The 18,228-nt window shown below is 62.0% G+C and carries 14 protein-coding genes and 1 tRNA gene; 4 read left to right on the forward strand and 11 right to left on the reverse strand.

The features are described 5' to 3' along the window. Nucleotides 1-40: 40 nt before the first annotated feature. Together C6Y62_RS03150 and C6Y62_RS03155 are read right to left on the reverse strand one after the other, a co-directional pair. Nucleotides 41-1,462 (reverse strand): ATP-binding protein, encoded by a 1,422-nt coding sequence (locus tag C6Y62_RS03150; protein WP_173952739.1) that lies wholly within the window; start codon nucleotides 1,460-1,462, stop codon nucleotides 41-43. A gap of 22 nt (nucleotides 1,463-1,484) precedes the next feature. Further along, complete coding sequence (locus C6Y62_RS03155; RefSeq protein ID WP_173952740.1) at nucleotides 1,485-2,183, reverse strand: L,D-transpeptidase; 699 nt, start codon at nucleotides 2,181-2,183, stop codon at nucleotides 1,485-1,487. Nucleotides 2,184-2,422: 239 nt separating this feature from the next. Between C6Y62_RS03155 and C6Y62_RS03160 the strand changes: the two genes are divergently transcribed. Next, nucleotides 2,423-3,085, forward strand: coding sequence for a response regulator (locus tag C6Y62_RS03160; RefSeq protein ID WP_173952741.1), 663 nt, complete (start codon nucleotides 2,423-2,425; stop codon nucleotides 3,083-3,085). A 56-nt stretch (nucleotides 3,086-3,141) separates the two neighbouring features. Here the strand turns inward: C6Y62_RS03160 and C6Y62_RS03165 are convergent. Continuing rightward, nucleotides 3,142-3,218 (reverse strand) — tRNA-Arg (locus C6Y62_RS03165). Between the two features lie 365 nt (nucleotides 3,219-3,583). On the opposite strand from C6Y62_RS03165, the gene C6Y62_RS03170 reads away from it, so the two are divergent. Continuing rightward, complete coding sequence (locus tag C6Y62_RS03170; RefSeq protein WP_338074320.1) at nucleotides 3,584-5,113, forward strand: calcium-binding protein; 1,530 nt, start codon at nucleotides 3,584-3,586, stop codon at nucleotides 5,111-5,113. Nucleotides 5,114-5,228: 115 nt separating this feature from the next. Next, nucleotides 5,229-6,245 (forward strand): thermonuclease family protein, encoded by a 1,017-nt coding sequence (locus tag C6Y62_RS03175; RefSeq protein WP_173952743.1) that lies wholly within the window; start codon nucleotides 5,229-5,231, stop codon nucleotides 6,243-6,245. A gap of 48 nt (nucleotides 6,246-6,293) precedes the next feature. On the opposite strand, the gene C6Y62_RS03180 is transcribed toward C6Y62_RS03175, so the two are convergent. The 5 genes from C6Y62_RS03180 to C6Y62_RS03200 form a co-directional block, all read right to left on the reverse strand. Beyond that, nucleotides 6,294-7,433, reverse strand: a complete 1,140-nt coding sequence (locus tag C6Y62_RS03180; protein ID WP_173952744.1) for a CarD family transcriptional regulator — start codon at nucleotides 7,431-7,433, stop codon at nucleotides 6,294-6,296. A gap of 518 nt (nucleotides 7,434-7,951) precedes the next feature. Beyond that, nucleotides 7,952-8,290, reverse strand: a complete 339-nt coding sequence (gene fdxA / locus C6Y62_RS03185; RefSeq protein WP_068462755.1) for a ferredoxin FdxA — start codon at nucleotides 8,288-8,290, stop codon at nucleotides 7,952-7,954. A gap of 91 nt (nucleotides 8,291-8,381) precedes the next feature. Next, nucleotides 8,382-8,828 (reverse strand): RNA-binding S4 domain-containing protein, encoded by a 447-nt coding sequence (locus tag C6Y62_RS03190; protein ID WP_173952745.1) that lies wholly within the window; start codon nucleotides 8,826-8,828, stop codon nucleotides 8,382-8,384. Next, on the reverse strand, nucleotides 8,825-12,106 hold the full coding sequence (locus C6Y62_RS03195; RefSeq protein WP_173952746.1) for a helicase-related protein: 3,282 nt from the start codon (nucleotides 12,104-12,106) through the stop codon (nucleotides 8,825-8,827). Before C6Y62_RS03195 ends, C6Y62_RS03190 begins: the two co-directional genes overlap by 4 nt. Nucleotides 12,107-12,243: 137 nt before the next feature. After that, nucleotides 12,244-13,101, reverse strand: coding sequence for a DUF3108 domain-containing protein (locus C6Y62_RS03200; protein WP_173952747.1), 858 nt, complete (start codon nucleotides 13,099-13,101; stop codon nucleotides 12,244-12,246). Nucleotides 13,102-13,375: 274 nt separating this feature from the next. Here C6Y62_RS03200 and rpmB point away from each other — a divergent pair, with 274 nt between their 5' ends. Continuing rightward, a complete protein-coding gene (rpmB, locus tag C6Y62_RS03205; RefSeq protein WP_068462764.1) occupies nucleotides 13,376-13,678 on the forward strand; it encodes a 50S ribosomal protein L28 in 303 nt (100 codons plus the stop codon). Between the two features lie 358 nt (nucleotides 13,679-14,036). On the opposite strand, the gene C6Y62_RS03210 is transcribed toward rpmB, so the two are convergent. The 3 genes from C6Y62_RS03210 to cobS form a co-directional block, all read right to left on the reverse strand. After that, a complete protein-coding gene (locus C6Y62_RS03210) occupies nucleotides 14,037-15,158 on the reverse strand; it encodes an esterase-like activity of phytase family protein (protein WP_173952748.1) in 1,122 nt (373 codons plus the stop codon). Next, the gene (gene cobT / locus C6Y62_RS03215) at nucleotides 15,155-17,041 is read right to left on the reverse strand and encodes a cobaltochelatase subunit CobT (RefSeq protein WP_173952749.1); all 1,887 of its coding nucleotides are present in this window, start codon (nucleotides 17,039-17,041) and stop codon (nucleotides 15,155-15,157) included. The genes C6Y62_RS03210 and cobT overlap by 4 nt, the downstream gene beginning before the upstream one ends. Nucleotides 17,042-17,150: 109 nt before the next feature. Beyond that, the gene (cobS, locus tag C6Y62_RS03220) at nucleotides 17,151-18,155 is read right to left on the reverse strand and encodes a cobaltochelatase subunit CobS (protein ID WP_068462770.1); all 1,005 of its coding nucleotides are present in this window, start codon (nucleotides 18,153-18,155) and stop codon (nucleotides 17,151-17,153) included. Between the last annotated feature and the right edge of the window lie 73 nt (nucleotides 18,156-18,228).

The raw sequence follows: 18,228 nt of genomic DNA on the forward strand, positions 1-18,228 counted from the left end.
TTTCATTTCCGGTCGATAGTCGATGGACTGACGCGCGCGCCTATCCAGTGCGCGCAATGTCCGACTGGCTTTCGCCGGCATCTGGCACGGTGATGTCGATGACGAACCGCTCGACAGCAAAGGCGATCTGCGCCCGCAAACCGGCCTCTGGCGCGCGGTTCTCAAGGTGCAGGTCCAGTCCGTCCTTCTCCAGCGCCGTGTGCGCGATGGACAGACCCAACCCGCTACCGATTGCGCTTTTGTGACGGCCGCGGAAAAAGCGATTGCGCACCAGGGCCAGTTCATCCTCAGGGATGCCGGGGCCGCTGTCTTCCAAGGTCAACAGCAGTGCGTGCTCCGCCACCACCATCGACCAGCGCACGGCACCCGCGCCACCGGAGTGCTGCATGGCATTCTCGGTGAGATTACGCGCCACCATGTGAAACGCATCTGGATTGACCTGAATGCGGCAGTCGTACAGTGCCGCTTCAATCGTCACATTTGGCTGCGTGTCCGAACGGCGCAATTCATCACAGATGCCCTTCAGGCGAGCGCCAACGTTTATCCATTCCTGAGGCGCACGCGTTTCGGTTGCATCAACCTGCGCCATTGCCAGCAATTGCCCGGCCATACGCGTCGTGCGGTCGGCTGCGGTAAGCGCACTGCGTAGTGCATTGTAACGGATGGTGGCATCGGACGCCGCCAACGCGATCTGCACCTGAGTGCGCAACCCGGCAAGCGGCGTGCGCAGTTCGTGCGCGGCAAACGCCGTCACGCTGCGCTCATGCTCGCGCGCCTTCGCCACCTTGTCGAACAGGCTGTTCATGGAGTCAACGACCGGGCGAATCTCGGCCGGTGCACGTCCGATATCCAGTGGCTCCAGCGCATCGGGCGAACGTGCTGCCAGCGTAGCGCTCATGCGGCGCAATGGCTCCAGACCTTCGCGCAAGGCCAACCACAGCAGGCCACTGAGTGCTGCCAGAACAAACAGCCCCGGCAACGCCAATCCCCACATGAGATCGCGAACAAGACGCTGGCGGTGGCTGATGCTGTCGCCCACCAGAACACGAATGCCCAGCACCGGATCGACATGCGCATAAACGCGCCATGGCGTGCCGTTGATTTCCTGATTGGTGTAACCGCTGTTGACGGAAGTGAGCTGCGTCATCGGCGCATCGCTGGACTTTCCGACGAGCTTTCCGTCAACGGACCATATCTGACATGCGAGACGAAAATTCGCCTCGTGCTGGTGGATCGCAACCGACTGATTGGCCACCCGTGCGCCTGCAACGCCATTCGTCACATGCACGCCAGCGCTTTCCATCAGCGACGTAACCATGCGCGTCGCCTCCTCAAGCCGCGCGTCGAGTACACGCTCCAGCTCTTTCTGGCTGCCGACGTAGATCCACACCATGCCGCACGCCCAAACCACCGTTGTGGCCAGCATCAGCAGTCCAAACAGGCGTGCGGTCATTGAGGTCATGGTGCGATCTCCCGGTGCGGGCTCATGCGTGCGGCGCACTCACCGGCGCTGAAGCTGATTCACTCGACAACGATGGATCCGGCAACACGATCGTTTTCGTATTCTGCGGCACGCGGCGATACAGATCGATCACGTCATGATCAAGCAGACGAATGCAGCCGCTGGATGTCGCCTTGCCCAACGTGCGCGGATTGCCGCCGCCGTGAATGCGATAAAGCGTGTCGCGGCCGTTCTGATAGAGATACAGCGCCCGCGCACCGAGCGGGTTCTCCGGCCCGCCCGGCATGCCGTTCGCAAACGGCGCCGTGCGCGGATCACGCGCAACCATCTCCCGCGGTGGCGTCCACGTCGGCCACGCCGCCTTGCGCGCAACGTTTGCCGTGCCGCTCCACGCCATACCTTCGCGGCCAACCTCGATGCCATAGCGCAGCGCGCGGTTCTCGCCCGTCACCAGATAGAGATAGCGGTTCGGCGTATCGACGATGATGGTGCCCGAAGGCTCGCGCGTTTCATACCGCACAAGCTGACGCCGATAGCGTGGATCGAGCTTTGCAAGCTCAACAGCCTTGAGCGGGAAACGCTCATTCGGATGCGCCGCATAGTTCTGGCGGTCCGCCTCGCTGACGGCATACGGGACACCCAGCCAATCCATGTCGGTTGACGCACAACCGGCAACGCTCAGTGCCAACCCCACAACCGCAGCAACACGCAAAAGCGTCATCTCGTCCCCCTGATCAACAACCCGGCGAGATGCGGCGCCACACGGGGGCACCGCCAGTCAAACCCCGGCGGCTCTGTCCTAAGTGTTCACATTAAGGCAAGCTTAAGCTTGGCAATTGCACCACGGCTTCTGCGGCGGCAACTTGGTCGCATGCGCGCAAAGCATGCATAGGCTGAAGCATTTCGTGCCCATATTGTCGCAATGGCGTATGCGCACCAAGCGCACGTGAAAGGGAAGCAATGCGACTGCTGATCGTTGAGGACGACCTTGTTCTTCGCAGCGGCCTCTCAGTCGGTCTGGGCCTGCATGGCTTCACCGCCGAAGCGGTCGAAACATGCGCCGACGCACTGGCCGCGCTTTCGACAACGCAATTCGACGCGGTTGTGCTCGATCTGATGCTTCCCGACGGTTCGGGCTTCGATGTGTTGCGCGACCTGCGCGGCAGGAACGACACCACGCCGGTGTTGCTGCTCACCGCGCGTGATTCAGTCCGCGATCGCATCCACGGCCTCGACAGCGGAGCGGACGACTATCTCGGCAAACCGTTCGACCTTGATGAACTAGCTGCGCGCCTGCGCGCACTGCGCCGTCGTTCGCTGGGTCGCGCCAAGGCCACCATCGACTGGCAGGGGCTGGAGCTTGATCCCGAACGGCGCACCGTTACCACCGCCGCCGATGGTGAACCGCTGAACCTCTCACGGCGGGAGTTTGCGCTGTTGCAAGCCCTAGTCGAACGGCCGGGCGTTGTGCACTCGAAGCCGGAGCTGGAAGACATTCTCTATGGCTGGCAGGAGGAGGTGGAGAGCAACGCGGTCGAGGTGCATATCCACAACCTACGCGCCAAGATCGGCAAGGAGCGCATCGAAACCGTGCGCGGCCTCGGCTACCGCGCGAAGGTTTGATGCGCGGAAGAGCCAAGATCCCATGCTAGCCGAACATCGTAACGCATTGAAATTACTGGTGACCCCGACAGGATTTGAACCTGTGACCCTCAGATTAGGAATCTGATGCTCTATCCAGCTGAGCTACGGGGCCCCAACGGTTGGCACCTACCAGATGGTGCCACCGGAGAGAAGAATTTCTGGATAACCGCCCATAAAACACGGCCAGACGACGACCGAATGGCAGGGCAGGCGTCCTTCTAGGTATCGCGCCATCCGCGCCGAAGCAATGAGCGGCGGCAGCGAAATCTCTTAGCCCCCAACTGCATGCAACCCGCCGCCAATGCACTTCCCACCGCAAAAGCATGAACCGAGCTGCCCCTGCGGTGAGACAACAATACCCATCCTCATCGCCCAACGGTTGCGATTGCCACCACCTCGCAATGCAATCTATAGTTGCACCTCGAGAGCCGAGAAGGACTTCGCGCCGCCGGTCGAGGGGAGAGAAAATTGCCGCGTGTGCGCATCGAATGGGTGCCGGTGCAGATGTTCGGGCTGGGGCGCCTAGGCTTCGACCACCTGCAGCTCGTGTTCGAGAGCGACGGCCATTCACAGGACCATTGGTATGTGATGGAGGGCGTTCGCGACGCCGGTCCGCACGGCATATTCCTGGGCATCGAAGGCGCCGACGGCCGCACAACGCTGGCCACTGCCAACGTGGCCGCGCGCGCCGATCTCTCCGCCAAGATTGGCACCCCGGAACTGCGCGGCAGCCGGGCATTGCCATACAACGGCGAAGAACTCCGCGCCTGGGAAACGATGGCCAGCTTCGCGCGCACCATCGAGGAAGAAGACTATCCCTACATCGCCTACAGCCTGCCGGGATCACCCAATCCGACGATAAACTCGTCGTCCGCTGTTGCCTCTCTCATCCATTATTCGGGCCTCGACCCGAACACCACATTGCCCCACGGGATGCATTTCTCGCCCGGCATGACAACGCTGCTCGGCACCGGAAGCGACGACATCATGCGCGCCGAGCACGGCTTCTCAACATTCATTGGCGGCCGCGGCAACGACACCTTCAGCGGCAGCAACACAGCCAACACGATTGAAAAGTTTTATGGCGGCGAGGATGACGACCTGTTCCGATGGTCGGGCGGTTTCAACATCATCCACGGCGGCATGCCTGCGCTGAACTATGCTGCCGATGGCACCGATGTAATCGACTATTCCGGCGCTGGCGAAGTGACCATCACATTCAATCGCCACTGGATTGCGCACAAAGTCCCGAACTTCACAGCCACGTTCGCCGGCGGCACCGACCATCTGTTTTCCATCGAGCGGATACAGTGGAACCACAAGACTGATCGCATCCTGCCGGGCAAAGGCATCGACCTGCAGGAAGACAATCAAATTCTGCGCCCCGCCGCCGATGCTGAGCCCGGCGCGACACGCAGCGCCTGGCTGATCCAGCACGACACCGTTGCGGATATCGACGGCTTGATCGGCGACGAAAACAACAACCGCATCGTTGGCTCGGCGCGTGGCGAGATCATTGAGGGCCGAGGTGGCGACGACGTCATCTACGGCGGTCTGGGCAATGACACGCTGATCGGCGGCACCGGCAGCGATGCCTATGTGTATCTGCCCGGCGATGGCGACGACACCATCATCGAACTTGCATCCGCCAACGGCGACATCGACGAGTTGATCCTGACCGGCGGTATCGATCCCGGGCACGTCGAACTGATCGCGATAGCAGAGCGCGATCTGCTGATCTCCATGCCCGATGGATCGGTGCTCATTGCCGGTTTCTTTGATGGAGCAGGCGCCGGCATCGAGCGCATCGTATTTGACCACGCGCCGCCCTGGGACCGCAGTGAGATTGTGGCTCGCGCGGCAGCCCGCTTCCCGATCGCTACTGCCGGGAGCGAATTGCCGACATCAATCCTCGGCGATATTTTCCAGTTGCTGCCGGGAGCGGTTGACGCTCAGCCCGACACGAACCGCAGCTTCGCCGACGCTTTCCTTTCCTCCGTGTTTTAGATCGCCACGCCGCTTTCACGCGCCAGCACATGGCTGTGCCCCACCACGCAGCGGCCCGCCACACAACAGAAGCTTTCCACCTCAAACTTCCCTATGCTGCCGCGCGGAGAATTGAATGCGCGTGCGCGTAGTAAAATCGCAGTCTCGGATTGCATGGTGGCGTCTTCTGCCGGGAGCGGCGGCGGCGAGCCTATTGGTCTGCGTATTCGGCGTCTACGTTTCCAGCGCAACGGCGCAACAGCAGGATGCTGCCAGCGGAGCGGCCGCATCGTGCACGCTCAAGGCTGGCGCATCGGGCGCAGTGGTCCGCATCATCGACGCGGAAACGATCGAGATGGACGACGGGCAACAGGTCCGCCTCATCGGTGCGCTATCGCCGCGCTCGCCCGACCTCAGCCCGGCCGCCGAGCCATGGGCACCGGAGGAAAGCGCAATGCAGACCTTGCGTGAACTCGTTGCGGGCAAAACCATCTTCCTGGCGACATCCGGCCGCGCTCAGGATCGCTATGGCCGCCGCCTTGCGCATGTCTTCGTCGAGAACGATGGCGATCGCGTGTGGGTGCAGGGCGAAATGCTATTGCGCGGGCAGGCGCGCGTTTATGGCTTGCCCGGCAGTTTCGATTGCATGCACGAACTGCTCGCCCACGAAAAAGTGGCGCGCGATGCTGGCCTCGGCCTGTGGCGCAACGGCGCCTATTCTCCGCGCCCTGCCTGGCGGACGCGCGAACTGCTTCGTCGCCGCAATTCCTATGAAATAGTCGAGGGCAGCGTCGCCAAGGTCGCCGTCACCAAAGCACGCACCTACGTAAACTTCGGCCGCGACTGGCGCAGTGATTTCACTGCGGGCATCGAGGCGCGCGTGTTGCGCGAAAATCCTGAGCTGGCCCACGCGCTGCAGCAGCTTGAGGGGCGCCGCGTTGAAGTGCGCGGCTGGATCCAATATCGCAACGGACCGTACATCGACATCGAACATCCGAGCCAGATCGCCATCGTCGATGATAACGGGGCGCGGCCGACGCCAGCGCCGAGGGGCGCAATGACAAGCAGCGATCGCCGCGAGCAGGGCGCCGCGCCAACGCGCAAACAAAAAAAGCGCCCGGCGCGGAAGGCACCGGACGCTCTTGATCTCTAACAATACGAGGCCGGATCAAAAACCGGCAACCGCACGCGCCGCTGCGAATTAGGCGGCCTTTGTCTCACTGTCATCGCCGTCATCGTCAGTATCGGCTTCGGCGGCAGCACCCGCTTCGGCTTCTGCTTCAGCGGCCAGACGACGACCGCGCGCGCTCTTGGAGAGCACGTCAGTGATGCGCTGCACGGCGCCACGTTCATCGAGCTTTTCAACGGCTGCAATTTCGCGGGCCATGCGGTCGAGAGCGTCCTCATACAGCTGGCGCTCAGAATAGGACTGCTCCGGCTGAGCTTCCGAGCGGTAAAGGTCGCGAACGACTTCCGCGATCGAGACGAGATCGCCAGAGTTGATCTTCGCAACGTATTCCTGCGCACGGCGGCTCCACATGGTGCGCTTTACACGGGCGCGGCCCTTGAGGATTTCCATGGCCTTCTTGACGAGCGGCTCCTCGGCAAGCTTGCGCATGCCAACGCTTTCGAGCTTGCCGGTCGGCACGCGCAGGGTCAGCTTTTCCTTTTCGAAGTTGATCACGAAAAGCTCGAGCGCCATGCCGGCAATTTCCTGCTCCTCGATGGCGATGATCTTGCCAACGCCATGGGCCGGATACACGACAAACTCATTCGCCTTGAAGCCATGCCGTTGACTGACAGGCTTCTTGGTGAGGTCCGCGGCGACGGCTGGCTTCTCTGCACCGCCGACCTTGGGGGCCTGCTGCTGAACCGGCGCGGTGATCTTCTGGTTCGAAGGCTTCACCGCGGCAGCAACGGCGCGCACTGGCGCAGCGACCGCGGCCCGCGCCGCAGCGGCGACTGCTGGCTTGTGTGCAACAGTCCTGGGCGCAACCTTGGGGGCAGCGCTCACGGGCTTCTTGACGGGCGCAGCGGTTCCTGCTGTTTTCGCAACAGGCTGTTTCGCCTTGCTGGGTACAGGCGCCTTAGCCTCCGGCTTCGCAGCCTGGATCTTGGATGCTGCAGCTGTTTCCTTTTTGGGAGCAGCGGCCTTAGCAGCAACGCTCACCTTAGCAGCCGGCTTTTTGGCCGTTGCCTTGGAAGCAGCATCAGGCTTGGCCGCCGAAGCGCGACCAGCAGCAGGCTTCTTCGCGGCAGCCACCTTGGTGCCAGCCTTTTTTCCGGCGAGGGTCGTTGACTTCGCCGAACGGGTGGCAGGTGCCTTCTTCTTTTCAGCCATTGGGGTCGTCTCACTTTCTCGTCGGGCTAGAAGCCAGTACTCATTCGATGCGCAACAACTCGGCGTCAGCACAGGGCCGCCGCGCAAGTCATGTAGGCGGGCCAGCGATACTCCCCCTCAAGGGAGCGCGACCCAGTGTTGTGCCCTGAAGTGACAAAACCGCTTGATGCACGGAACAGATGCTGGCCCGATCGTTGCCAGCGCGGCAAAGCGGAAGCTTTTTGTTCGCTCCTGTTCCGTCTCTGTACTGCGTTTTGGACATCATCTGGTTGGAGCGTAACATAAAGTTCATTGAAAATGAAGGGCGGCCCTAAGGAAGGGTATGGCGACGCTTACTCGGAGAGCCCGAATCCAAGCCATTCTGCAAACACTGTGAAAAGGTTGCGCATTTTGCCGCAACATTCCGTGAGCGCAAAAATGCGCCCAAAGCCGCGTTGCATGGGTCACTCAAGAATTAGAATTATTCTCGCCATCTCAATCAATTAGAGTGCAACTGACCGACAAAGGCTGACCCAGCATCAATCGCCCGAACCGGGCTCCGGCGAAAAATATTTTTCAAATTTTCCGGGTTCGTCGCGCAAAGCCTCCGCGTCCGGCAGCGCGTCCTTCTTGGCGGTAATATTGGGCCAGACGTCCGCGTACTGCCGGGCCAGCTCCAGCCAGCGCTCTACACCCTGATCGGTATCCGGCTTGATGGCATCAGCCGGGCACTCAGGCTCACATACACCGCAATCGATGCACTCGTCAGGATGAATGACGAGCATGTTCTCGCCTTCATAGAAGCAATCGACCGGACAGACCTCGACGCAATCGGTGAATTTGCATTTGATGCATTTGTCATTGACGACATAAGTCATGGGTCTTGATCCAGGTCATTTCCATTGGGTGCAGGCGCACCCTTGGCTTTCGGTGGCAGGGCAGATCGCAATCGAACTGCACCCCGCCAGGTCAGCGGGACTTGCCGTGGAACTTGTCGATCTCGCGGCGCTCTTTCTTGGTCGGGCGCCCGCTCCCTGCCGGGCGCTGAACCGGGGCAACCTCAATCGCTGGCCGAACTTCACCATCGGGCGGAGCGGCCGACTGAGGTTTGATGGCATCACCCTCTACTGTCAATTCCTCATAAAGCAAGCGCGCCGCGGCAGAAGGGCCCCGCCGCTCTGCAAAACCTTTGACCCGCACCAATTGGACGTGCCGCGTGATGACAATCGTCAGCACATCTCCAACACGTACCGTCTGTGCGGGCTTGATTACACGCTCGCGGTTAACCCGGACTTTGCCGCCCGCAATGAGCGTTGCCGCGAGCGTGCGTGTCTTCGCAAAACGCGCGAACCATAACCATTTATCGAGCCGCTGCGAGCTCGGAGCAGAATCTGCATCCGAGGGCTCGTCGCTCAAGTGCTGGTCTCCTTACCGCGCTTGGCAAGCTCCTCTCGCAGCGCGCCCAAAGCTGCGAACGGCGAATCCGGATCGATCGCACCGCCACGGCGTGGCGCCGCGGCCGTGTGCACCGCTGGCTTGCGGCGATCATCCTTGTTGCGGTCGTCGCGACGATTACGATCCCCACCGCGCCGGTTCTGCTGGGCATTGCCCCGGTTGCCGCCGTCGCGCTGCTGATCCCGACCGCCGCCGCCATGCTCGCGCTTGCCACCGGCGTTGCGCTGCTGGCCACCGCGGCGATTGTCACGGCCTCCATCCCGACGCTGCTGACGCTCGCCAGCCTCGCCCTGGCCTGCACCACCCTCTGCGCCTGCCGGAGCAGCAGCAGCGGTAGCCGAAGCTTCGCCGCCCGCTGCGGTCGATGCGGCGGCCTGAGGCGCGCCCCGTCCGCGCCGATTGTCCGGACGACGTTGGCGGCCCTGCTCACGGCGATCGTTGCGCTGATGGCGGCGCGGACGCCAAACTTCCTCGAACTTCTCTTCTTCGGCTGACGCTTCCGCGCTGGCGGCTTCAACGCTGCCTGCAGTAACGGCGTCACCGTCTTCAGCGGTTGTCGATGTTGCAGCCTCACTCGCATCAGCGTCAGACGACGCTGGAGCGCCCTCCTGCACCGATGCTTCGTCCACCGCTTCCGTCGGCACTGGTGATGGAGTTTCGGCTTCTGAAGCAGACGCAACCGCTTCAACGGCAGCAGCATCGGAAGGCGCTTCGCTGCCTTCAGCCGTTGCGGCTTCAGCCGGAGCTCCGGTCGTCGAAGCTTCAGCTGCGGCCTGCGGCTGTGCTTTGACCGGACGGCGCTCAAGCCGGAAGCCCAGCGCCTTCAACACACCCGCAAGCTCGTCCGGCGAACAGCCAAGCAGCGACATCATCTCCGGCGTTACCGTGAACCCACCGTCGCCAGTCGCGCCCTTTGGCGGCATGGTTTCTTCGGAGCTGCGCCACGCAAGCAACGGACGAATGTGATCAGCAAGCCGCTCCAGCATGTCGAAACGCACCGCGCGCGGCCCGCACACATGATAGCCGAATGCGCGATAGAATGGCTCCGGCACGGCAGGATCGGGATTGAACGATGTCAGACCAGCGCGCGGCGGCTCAGGCAGAGTTTCAATCGCAAGCCCGTGCGCAGAAGCATTCTTCAGCGCCCACAGAGCAAGGATCAGCTCGGCCGCTGCGGGCTTGAGCAGAACCGGGAAATAGATATTGAAGGCGCCGAAACGCACACCGTATTTGCGCAACTGCGCACGGGCGTTCTGATCGAGCGTCTTTACCTCGTCCGACACGTCCTCGCGGCGCAGAACGCCGAAGTTCTCGCGCAGCCGGAAGGCGATGCCACGGGCCAACCCGGAGATGTCATCGGCGTTGCCGATATCGACCAGCGGCTTCAGCTTTTCGGCGATCGTCTGCGACAGCCACGATTCAAGACGTGCTTGAACCTTCTCGCGGTCAGGCGCCGAAAAATGCTCATCGACCAGCAGCGTTATTCTGGGCTTCAGCGCATCATCCGCCGCTTCGATCTGAGCGATTTCCTCGCCGCGCCACAGAATGCGGCCATGCCGGGCGAGCTGCAAAGCATCCGCTTGAGCGGCGGCTACGCGGCGTGCGCGCATCCCCAGCTCGCGTCCCAGCACCTGCGCGGCGGCATTGCGCATCGCCTTGCCGTTGACGCCTTCGGCCGCTTCTGGATCGAGCTGAAAGCGGAAACCCTGCAATCGCCCGACAAAATGGTTCTCGACATGAATAGCGCCGTCTGCGGCGATCTCTGCCGTCAGCTCGTCTTTATCGCGCATGCCCTTCATCAACGCACTGGTTCGAAGGTCCACAAACCGCTGCGTCAATTGCTCGTGCAGCGCATCTGATAGACGGTCTTCGATTTCGCGCGTCTTCCCCTGCCAATGTTCCGGATCCTTGAGCCACGTCGACCGATTAGACACAAACGTCCATGTACGAATGTGTGCAATGCGGTTGGCGAGCGTATCGATATCGCCGTCTGTACGATCGGCGAGTGCAACCTGTTTTGAGAACCAGTCCTCGGGGATTCTCTCCTCCGACCCCATCAGATAGGTATAGATGGAGGCGACCAGTTCAGCATGAGTTTGGCCTGAAATCTTCCGATAGTCCGGAATCTGACAGACCTCCCACAGTTTGACCACCGCAGCGGGTGCAATGGCCAACCGGGAAATCTCTCTATCAGCACTTACGGTTTCCAGAGCGATAACGTCATCGGCGGCCCGTGCCCGTGTAAGGCGCGTCAGCCCCGGCGTCGCCCTGAGCGAATGCTTCAGCCCTTCCAGCGTCCGGAAGTCAAGATCGCGATTGCGCCATTGCAGCATGCGCACGCCATCGAAATTGTGCGTTTCCAGACGCTCAATCGTATCGCTGTCGAACGGATCGGCCGTCCCCGTCACGCCGAAGGTGCCGTCATTCATGTGCCGGCCAGCGCGGCCGGCGATCTGGCTCAGTTCAGCCGGTGTCAGGTTACGGTGCGTCTGGCCGTCGAACTTGCGCGTGGCCGAAAACGCGACGTGATCGACATCGAGATTAAGGCCCATGCCGATGGCGTCGGTGGCCACCAGGTAATCAACGTCACCCGACTGATACAGCGCAACCTGCGCATTGCGGGTGCGGGGCGACAGCGCGCCGAGCACAACGGCAGCGCCGCCGCGCTGACGGCGGACCAGTTCCGCGATCGAATAAACCTCGGCCGCCGAAAACGCGACAATCGCCGAGCGCTGCGGCAGGCGCGTCAGCTTTTTCTGGCCAGAGTAACTAAGCTGGGAAAGACGCGGCCGCGAAATGAAGTTCGCGCCGGGAATGAGATCCGCAATGGCCTGGCGCATCGTCTGCGCGCCCAGCAGCAACGTTTCCGAACGTCCGCGCGCGTGCAGCAGCCGATCGGTGAACACATGCCCGCGGTCGAGATCAGCGGCGAGCTGAATCTCGTCGATCGCGAGAAAATCGACATCTACATCGCGCGGCATCGCCTCAACGGTGCACACCCAATAGCGTGCCCGCTCCGGCTTGATCTTCTCCTCGCCGGTGATCAGCGCCACTTTGTCGGCACCGACCCGCGCCACGATCTTATCGTAGACTTCGCGCGCAAGCAGGCGCAGCGGCAGGCCAATCATGCCGCTGTCGTGTCCGAGCATGCGCTCGATGGCGAGATGGGTCTTGCCGGTGTTGGTGGGTCCAAGCACCGCCGTGACGTGTCGAATACGCGTTTCGAGGTCGCTGGCCATCTGGCCTCCTCAGCTTGTCGGGGAAGGCATCGCAGAGACGTCCACCGAGATCAAGTGCACGATTGGCATGCCACGCTTAAAACGGCCAGCAATCGCCCTGTCTTGATGCACTCCGGCAACCCCGGCTGAATACGGCCTTAGCGCCGCAGTGCAATGCGTTTCTGATCTGGCATCGTTATGTCGACCCGCTCCGAGACCAGCGTGGCCGTGCCGACGACGGTGGGAACGGTGACGCTGAACGGGATTACCACGTTGGCGTTCGGCACCGGGCGCATCACCAGCTCAATCTCGCCATTGACGACCGAGGCCGCCCCTTCGCCGGGCTTATGGCCAGAAACCGGAACCAGCTTTACGGAGCAGATATGGTCTGCCCCCGACCGCCGGAGCAGTTTGAACTGGATGTCGAAACGGGCCTTGCCGTCATAGATCGGCAGCTTCTGGTCGCAGGGCTTGGTCGCATCCGCCATCGACAGCGCCATAACGCCGCTCAGCGGGTCCAGCACGTTGTTTAACTGCTCCGCCGTCACCGGCACATGCTTGGGGCCCAGCGGATCGGGAGGCGTGACCGCCTTCACCGCACCGCGATCGAACGCAATATTGAGGCCCTTCAGCTTCTTTTTCTTCAGCAGGGCCTTCTGGCGATATTCGAAGGTGTGGCTCGATGGCTGGGTTTTCACGATGCCGGCCGGCGTAACCACGCCAACGCTGGTCATGTTGCCGCGATAGTCGAAGATCGCCGTGTCGATCTTGGCGTTGGCCGTCAGCGTGTAATTCTTGCCCGAGACCTGCGAATTGAAATTGAACGTGCCGATTTCGCCCAGCGCGGTGAACCTGACCTTGTAGGAGGCCTTCACGTCCGCGGGCAGCACTGACGCAGTCGGACCTTGCGCCCGCGCGGTGCCGCTCAAGCCGAGCGGTGAGGCAAGCGAAACGAGAGCAAAAAGGGCAAGCGCCGCCAAACCCCGCGGGAAGACAGGCAGAAGCCTCTGGATCATCGTTTTGGGTCGCCCTTGAAAAAGTGCCAGATGATGAAAAAATCGGTTAGGCCGGTTTTACGTCGATTGTGTGGCCCCAAAAACGCAGTGCCGAACGCATCGCTAGGCAATAAAACGTCACTTTAGGCCGCGCACACCGGCTTGACGAGCCCCGGCTTTCTCGGGCATAGAAGCGGCCAAAGCCCCCTGTGGTTCTGCCGTAGGGTGCGACCTGTTTCCAGCAATCTCTTGTACGACGCCCGCCGCTACGAGCGGTGGCGAAGGAGCTTTTACTATGACGAGGCGCTGCGAGCTTACCGGTACGCTGCCCCTTTCCGGGCAGTTGAGGAGCCACGCCGAAAACTCGACCAAGCGGAAGTTCCGTCCGAACCTCTGCGACGTCACGCTGATCTCCGACTCGCTGGGCCGTTCGTTCAGCCTGCGCGTTACGGCGCGCGCGCTGAAGTCGGTCGAGCATCGCGGTGGTCTGGACGCATTCCTTCTGAAGGCTGCTGACACGGATCTTTCCGAGCGCTGCCTGAAGATGAAGCGCGAAGTTCAGAAGGCCGTCAAGGCAGCCGCTCCGGCCGCCGCCTGACGCTGAGACGCCTCGGGGCACCCCCCGGGGCTCTGCCTGCCGCATTCAGCCTCAAGCACTGCATCAGTCCAGCTTGGCTCTTTTGAGCTTCAGGCTTGATTGGTTTTGTGCTCTGAGGCTTTTTGCGTTTGCTAATGATGGCCGGATGCCGCTGCGGGCTGTACGAAACGCCAGCGCCGCGAACGCGTCAGCACCTTGCGCGGCCACAGCCACTGTGACCGCCCGGATCACTTTCCCGGATGACGAACGCAGTGTCTCAGGCCGCCGCGATATCTTCAGCTGCCCCCGCGCGCCGCGCACTTGCTCTTAGCTTGCTTGCGCGCGGTCTGAATGGCATCCGGCGCGACCACTACAGCGCTTACGGCTGATCGTTCTTCGAGCCGCCGGCAACCGCTGCAATATCAGCCGCCTTGAGCGAGAACTGCAGCAGCAAGGTCCGCTGGAAAGCCGGGTTGTAGTTGTTGTCGGAAATCATCGTGACGATGAGCTCGCCGTCCGGCCCCGCGTTCACCGACAGCCCTTCCATGTTGTCGATGTTGCTGCGGCCATCCGCGGCCACCAGAATATCGGCATCGATAACCGCGCCCGGCTTCAGCTGTTCGGCATGGATATGGCGCAGGCGCATACGTACGCCCTCACTCAGGCGGAAGCGCCGCTCCAGCACCAGCAATCCGCCATCCGGCAACGGCGCCACATCGGTAACGGCGTAATCGCCGTCGTTGGTCATGTGGAAGCGGAGCGGCTTGTCGTCTGCTTCCCAGATCCAGGCGGTGTAATTGCCGTCGCTATCGCGCAGCTCTTCCGAAAACGCGACCAGCTTGCCGCTGTTAGGTCCATCGCCCCGGATAACGGCAATACCCTCAAAGCCACCGTTGCCCGGCATGTCCTTCGCATCTTCAGGCAGCACGACCTTACCACGCGCGGGCGACAGGCCGTCCGGGCCTACATCGTAGCGCGATATACGGTGCTTGCGCTCAAACGAGATGTATACGCTGCCATCGCGCGGGGTGCCGCTGATGAGCGCCAGTCCTTCCGCATCGCGATCCTTGCCGCGAGACAGCGCATCGCCATCCTTGGATTGGATCGCGCCAACGCTCGCATCCGAAATTCCGGCAGGCGCACCGTCGCTATAGTCCAACGCTCCGGTCATCCAGATGCCGGCATCGGAAACGGCAAGAAAATTACGGCCTTCGCCATCCAGACGGATGCCCGACCAGCCGCCGAAGTATGGCGATGGCGAGGTGAGCACCAACCCGCCCTTCCACGTCAGCTTGCCGAAGCGCGTTTCACCGGGCTTGGTCGGATCGAACGCGGTCAGCGGCGCAGCATCGACCTTGATCTGCTCAACTGTCAGCCCATCCGTCGAAGGTTTGCCGCCGCCGAACGCAACGCCTGCCCCAGCAGCCAACACGACGAGCAGCGCGGCGGGGAACCGCAGGCGGCGCCCGCGGTGACGAGAAAAGAACGAAGCGGATTTCAATGCGTGCGTCTCCGTGGACCGATGCGCATCGGCTGCGCCTCGCGCGCCTTTTCGTCGAAAAGCTCGACGAGCTTGTCGGTCATTGCGCCGGCGAGTTCACCGGGATCAGTAATCGTAACAGCGCGGCGATAATACCGTGTGACGTCGTGACCGATGCCAACGGCGATCAGCTCCACCGGCGAGCGCGTCTCGATCTCGTCAATCACCTGCCGCAGATGCTGCTCCAGATAGGAACCGGTGTTGACCGACAGCGTCGAGTCGTCCACCGGCGCGCCGTCCGAAATCATCATCAGGATGCGGCGCTGCTCTGGCCGAGCCAGCAGGCGGCGGTGCGCCCAGGCGAGCGCTTCACCGTCGATATTCTCTTTCAGCAGGCCTTCGCGCATCATCAACGCAAGCGAGCGCTTCGCGCGCCGCCACGGCGCATCGGCGGTCTTGTAAACGATATGGCGCAGATCGTTGAGACGACCCGGTGCCTGCGGTTTGCCGGCAGCAAGCCACTGCTCGCGCGCCTGCCCGCCCTTCCACGCCCGGGTGGTGAAGCCGAGGATTTCGACCTTCACGCCGCAGCGTTCCAACGTGCGCGCAAGAATATCGGCGCAGCAGGCCGCCACCATGATTGGGCGACCGCGCATGGAACCCGAATTATCGAGCAGCAGCGTAACCACTGTGTCGCGGAAGTCCGTATCTCGCTCGCGCATGAACGACAGCGCATGCATCGGATCGGTGATGACGCGCGTCAGACGCGAAGCGTCGAGCATGCCTTCTTCAAGGTCGAAGTCCCACGCGCGATTTTGCTGCGCCAGCAGGCGGCGCTGCAAACGGTTGGCCAGGCGCGAGACTGCACTTGAAAGCGTGCGCAATTCGCGATCGAGATAGGCGCGCAGGCGCTCCAGCTCCTCCGGCGACGACAGCTGTTCGGCAGCTATTTCCTCGTCGAACGCACGCGTAAAAACGCGATAGCCGAACGCTTCTGGATTATCGAGCACCGACGAATTCGGCCGCCACGGCTCCGGCGGCTCCAAAGGCTCGTCGTCCTCTTCCTGCGCGTTGTCCATCTGATCGGTGCCAGAAGCTTCCGCGTTCTGGTTCACCTCATTCAGATCGCCGCTGACGGTGCTGTCCTCGGTAGCGTTCTCGCTGCTGCCCTTCTCACCCTCTTCGGAAGTATCGGCTTCGCCTTCCTGCTCTTCCTGGGTGCCTTCTTCCTCTTCCTCGTTCTGATCGCGCTCGGCGTCGACGGATTCCTCCGTCAGTTCGAGCAGGTGCAGCAGGTCGCGAATGACGCGCCCGAACGCTTCCTGATCCTCGATCAACTCATCAAGACGCGACAACGCCTTTTCGCCGCGCTTCTCGATGGCATCACGCCAGACGTCCACCAGCGCCTGCGCTTTTTCCGGCGGCGGCTGACCGGTAAGACGCTCGCGCACCATCAGCGCAACCGCATCTTCCAGCGGCGCATCAGCCTTGGTTTTCACCTGCGCGAAACGGCCGTGCGAATACTGATCCTCAAGCCGCGCTGTGAGATTGCGCGCCATGCCGGGCATCCGGTTAGACCCCAACGCCTCGACGCGCGCACGCTCCGCCGCCTCGAACACAAGGCGCGCCGGCCCTGAAACCGGCACCAGCTTGCCGTGCACCTTGGTGTCGTGACAGCCTGCCGTGAGCGCAAAGCTGTCAGCCCAGCCGCGGATCACCGCAACCTCGCGCGGCGATGGCACGCGCGACGGCTCAGGCAATTGCATGTGCTTGGGCGAATAGGCGGGCGCGCCGGCCGCGAACGCAACTTCAATGTCGCCGTGTCCGGCAACCGCGCGCACGGCAAGCCCGATGGCCCGCTTCAGCGGTTCGGTCGGTGGTTCCTTGCGCTTGCCGTTGGACATTGGATGCCTAGAGCACGATCGCGCTTCGTCGTATTGCGATACAGCTCTAGCCTTTTGATGGAACCGACGTGTCACACTCCGGACTGATCTGGCCCGAAGCGATCATGATCTAGCTCAGCACGACATTCGCCGCGCTCTCGGGCAATTCCTCGCCGAAGCAGCGCTGATAGAACTCCGCCACGGTCGGCCGTTCCAGCTCGTCGCACTTGTTGAGGAACGTGAGGCGGAACGCGAAGCCGATATCGTTAAACAGCTCGGCGTTCTCCGCCCACATGATGACCGTGCGCGGGCTCATCACCGTGGAGATATCGCCATTGATGAACGCTGAGCGCGTGAGATCGGCCACCCGCACCATGTTGGCAACGGCCTTGCGCTTGGCTTCGCTCTTGTTGAACGACTTCACCTTCGACAGCACGATCTTCACTTCATCGTCGTGCGGCAGATAGTTCAGCGTCGCAACGATAGACCAGCGATCCATCTGGCCCTGATTGATCTGCTGCGTGCCGTGATAAAGCCCGCTCGTGTCACCAAGACCGATGGTGTTGGTGGTCGCGAACAGGCGGAACGCCGGATGCGGACGGATAACCTTCGACTGATCCAGCAGCGTCAGCTTGCCGGAAACTTCCAGCACGCGCTGAATGACGAACATCACGTCCGGACGGCCGGCATCGTACTCATCGAACACCAGCGCGGTGTTGGACTGCAGCGCGTAAGGCAGGATGCCCTCGCGGAACTCCGTCACCTGCTTGCCGTCCTTCAGAACGATCGCGTCCTTGCCGACGAGATCGATACGGCTGACGTGGCTGTCGAGGTTGACGCGGATGCACGGCCAGTTGAGGCGCGCCGCGACCTGCTCGATGTGGGTGGATTTACCGGTGCCGTGATAGCCCTGCACCATGACGCGGCGGTTGTGCTTGAAGCCAGCCAGAATGGCCAGCGTCACGTCGCGGTTGAACAGGTAATCCGGATCGAGGTCGGGCACATACTCGCTGCCCTGCGAATAGCCCGGAACTTCTAAATCGCTGTCGATGCCGAAGACCTGGCGCACAGAGAGGTTCAAATCGGGGAGGTTCGCAGGTTTGCCTTCGGCACCCGACTGGGCTTGCGCTCTCATATTCGCGGATCCTTGGAGTAGTGCGGCAGATGGGGTTCAACGCGCTGGCCGCGGCGGCGGGGCCGTACGAAAA

The sequence above is a fragment of the Hyphomicrobium sulfonivorans genome, assembly GCF_013306565.1.
Taxonomy (GTDB): Bacteria; Pseudomonadota; Alphaproteobacteria; order Rhizobiales; family Hyphomicrobiaceae; genus Hyphomicrobium_A; species Hyphomicrobium_A sulfonivorans.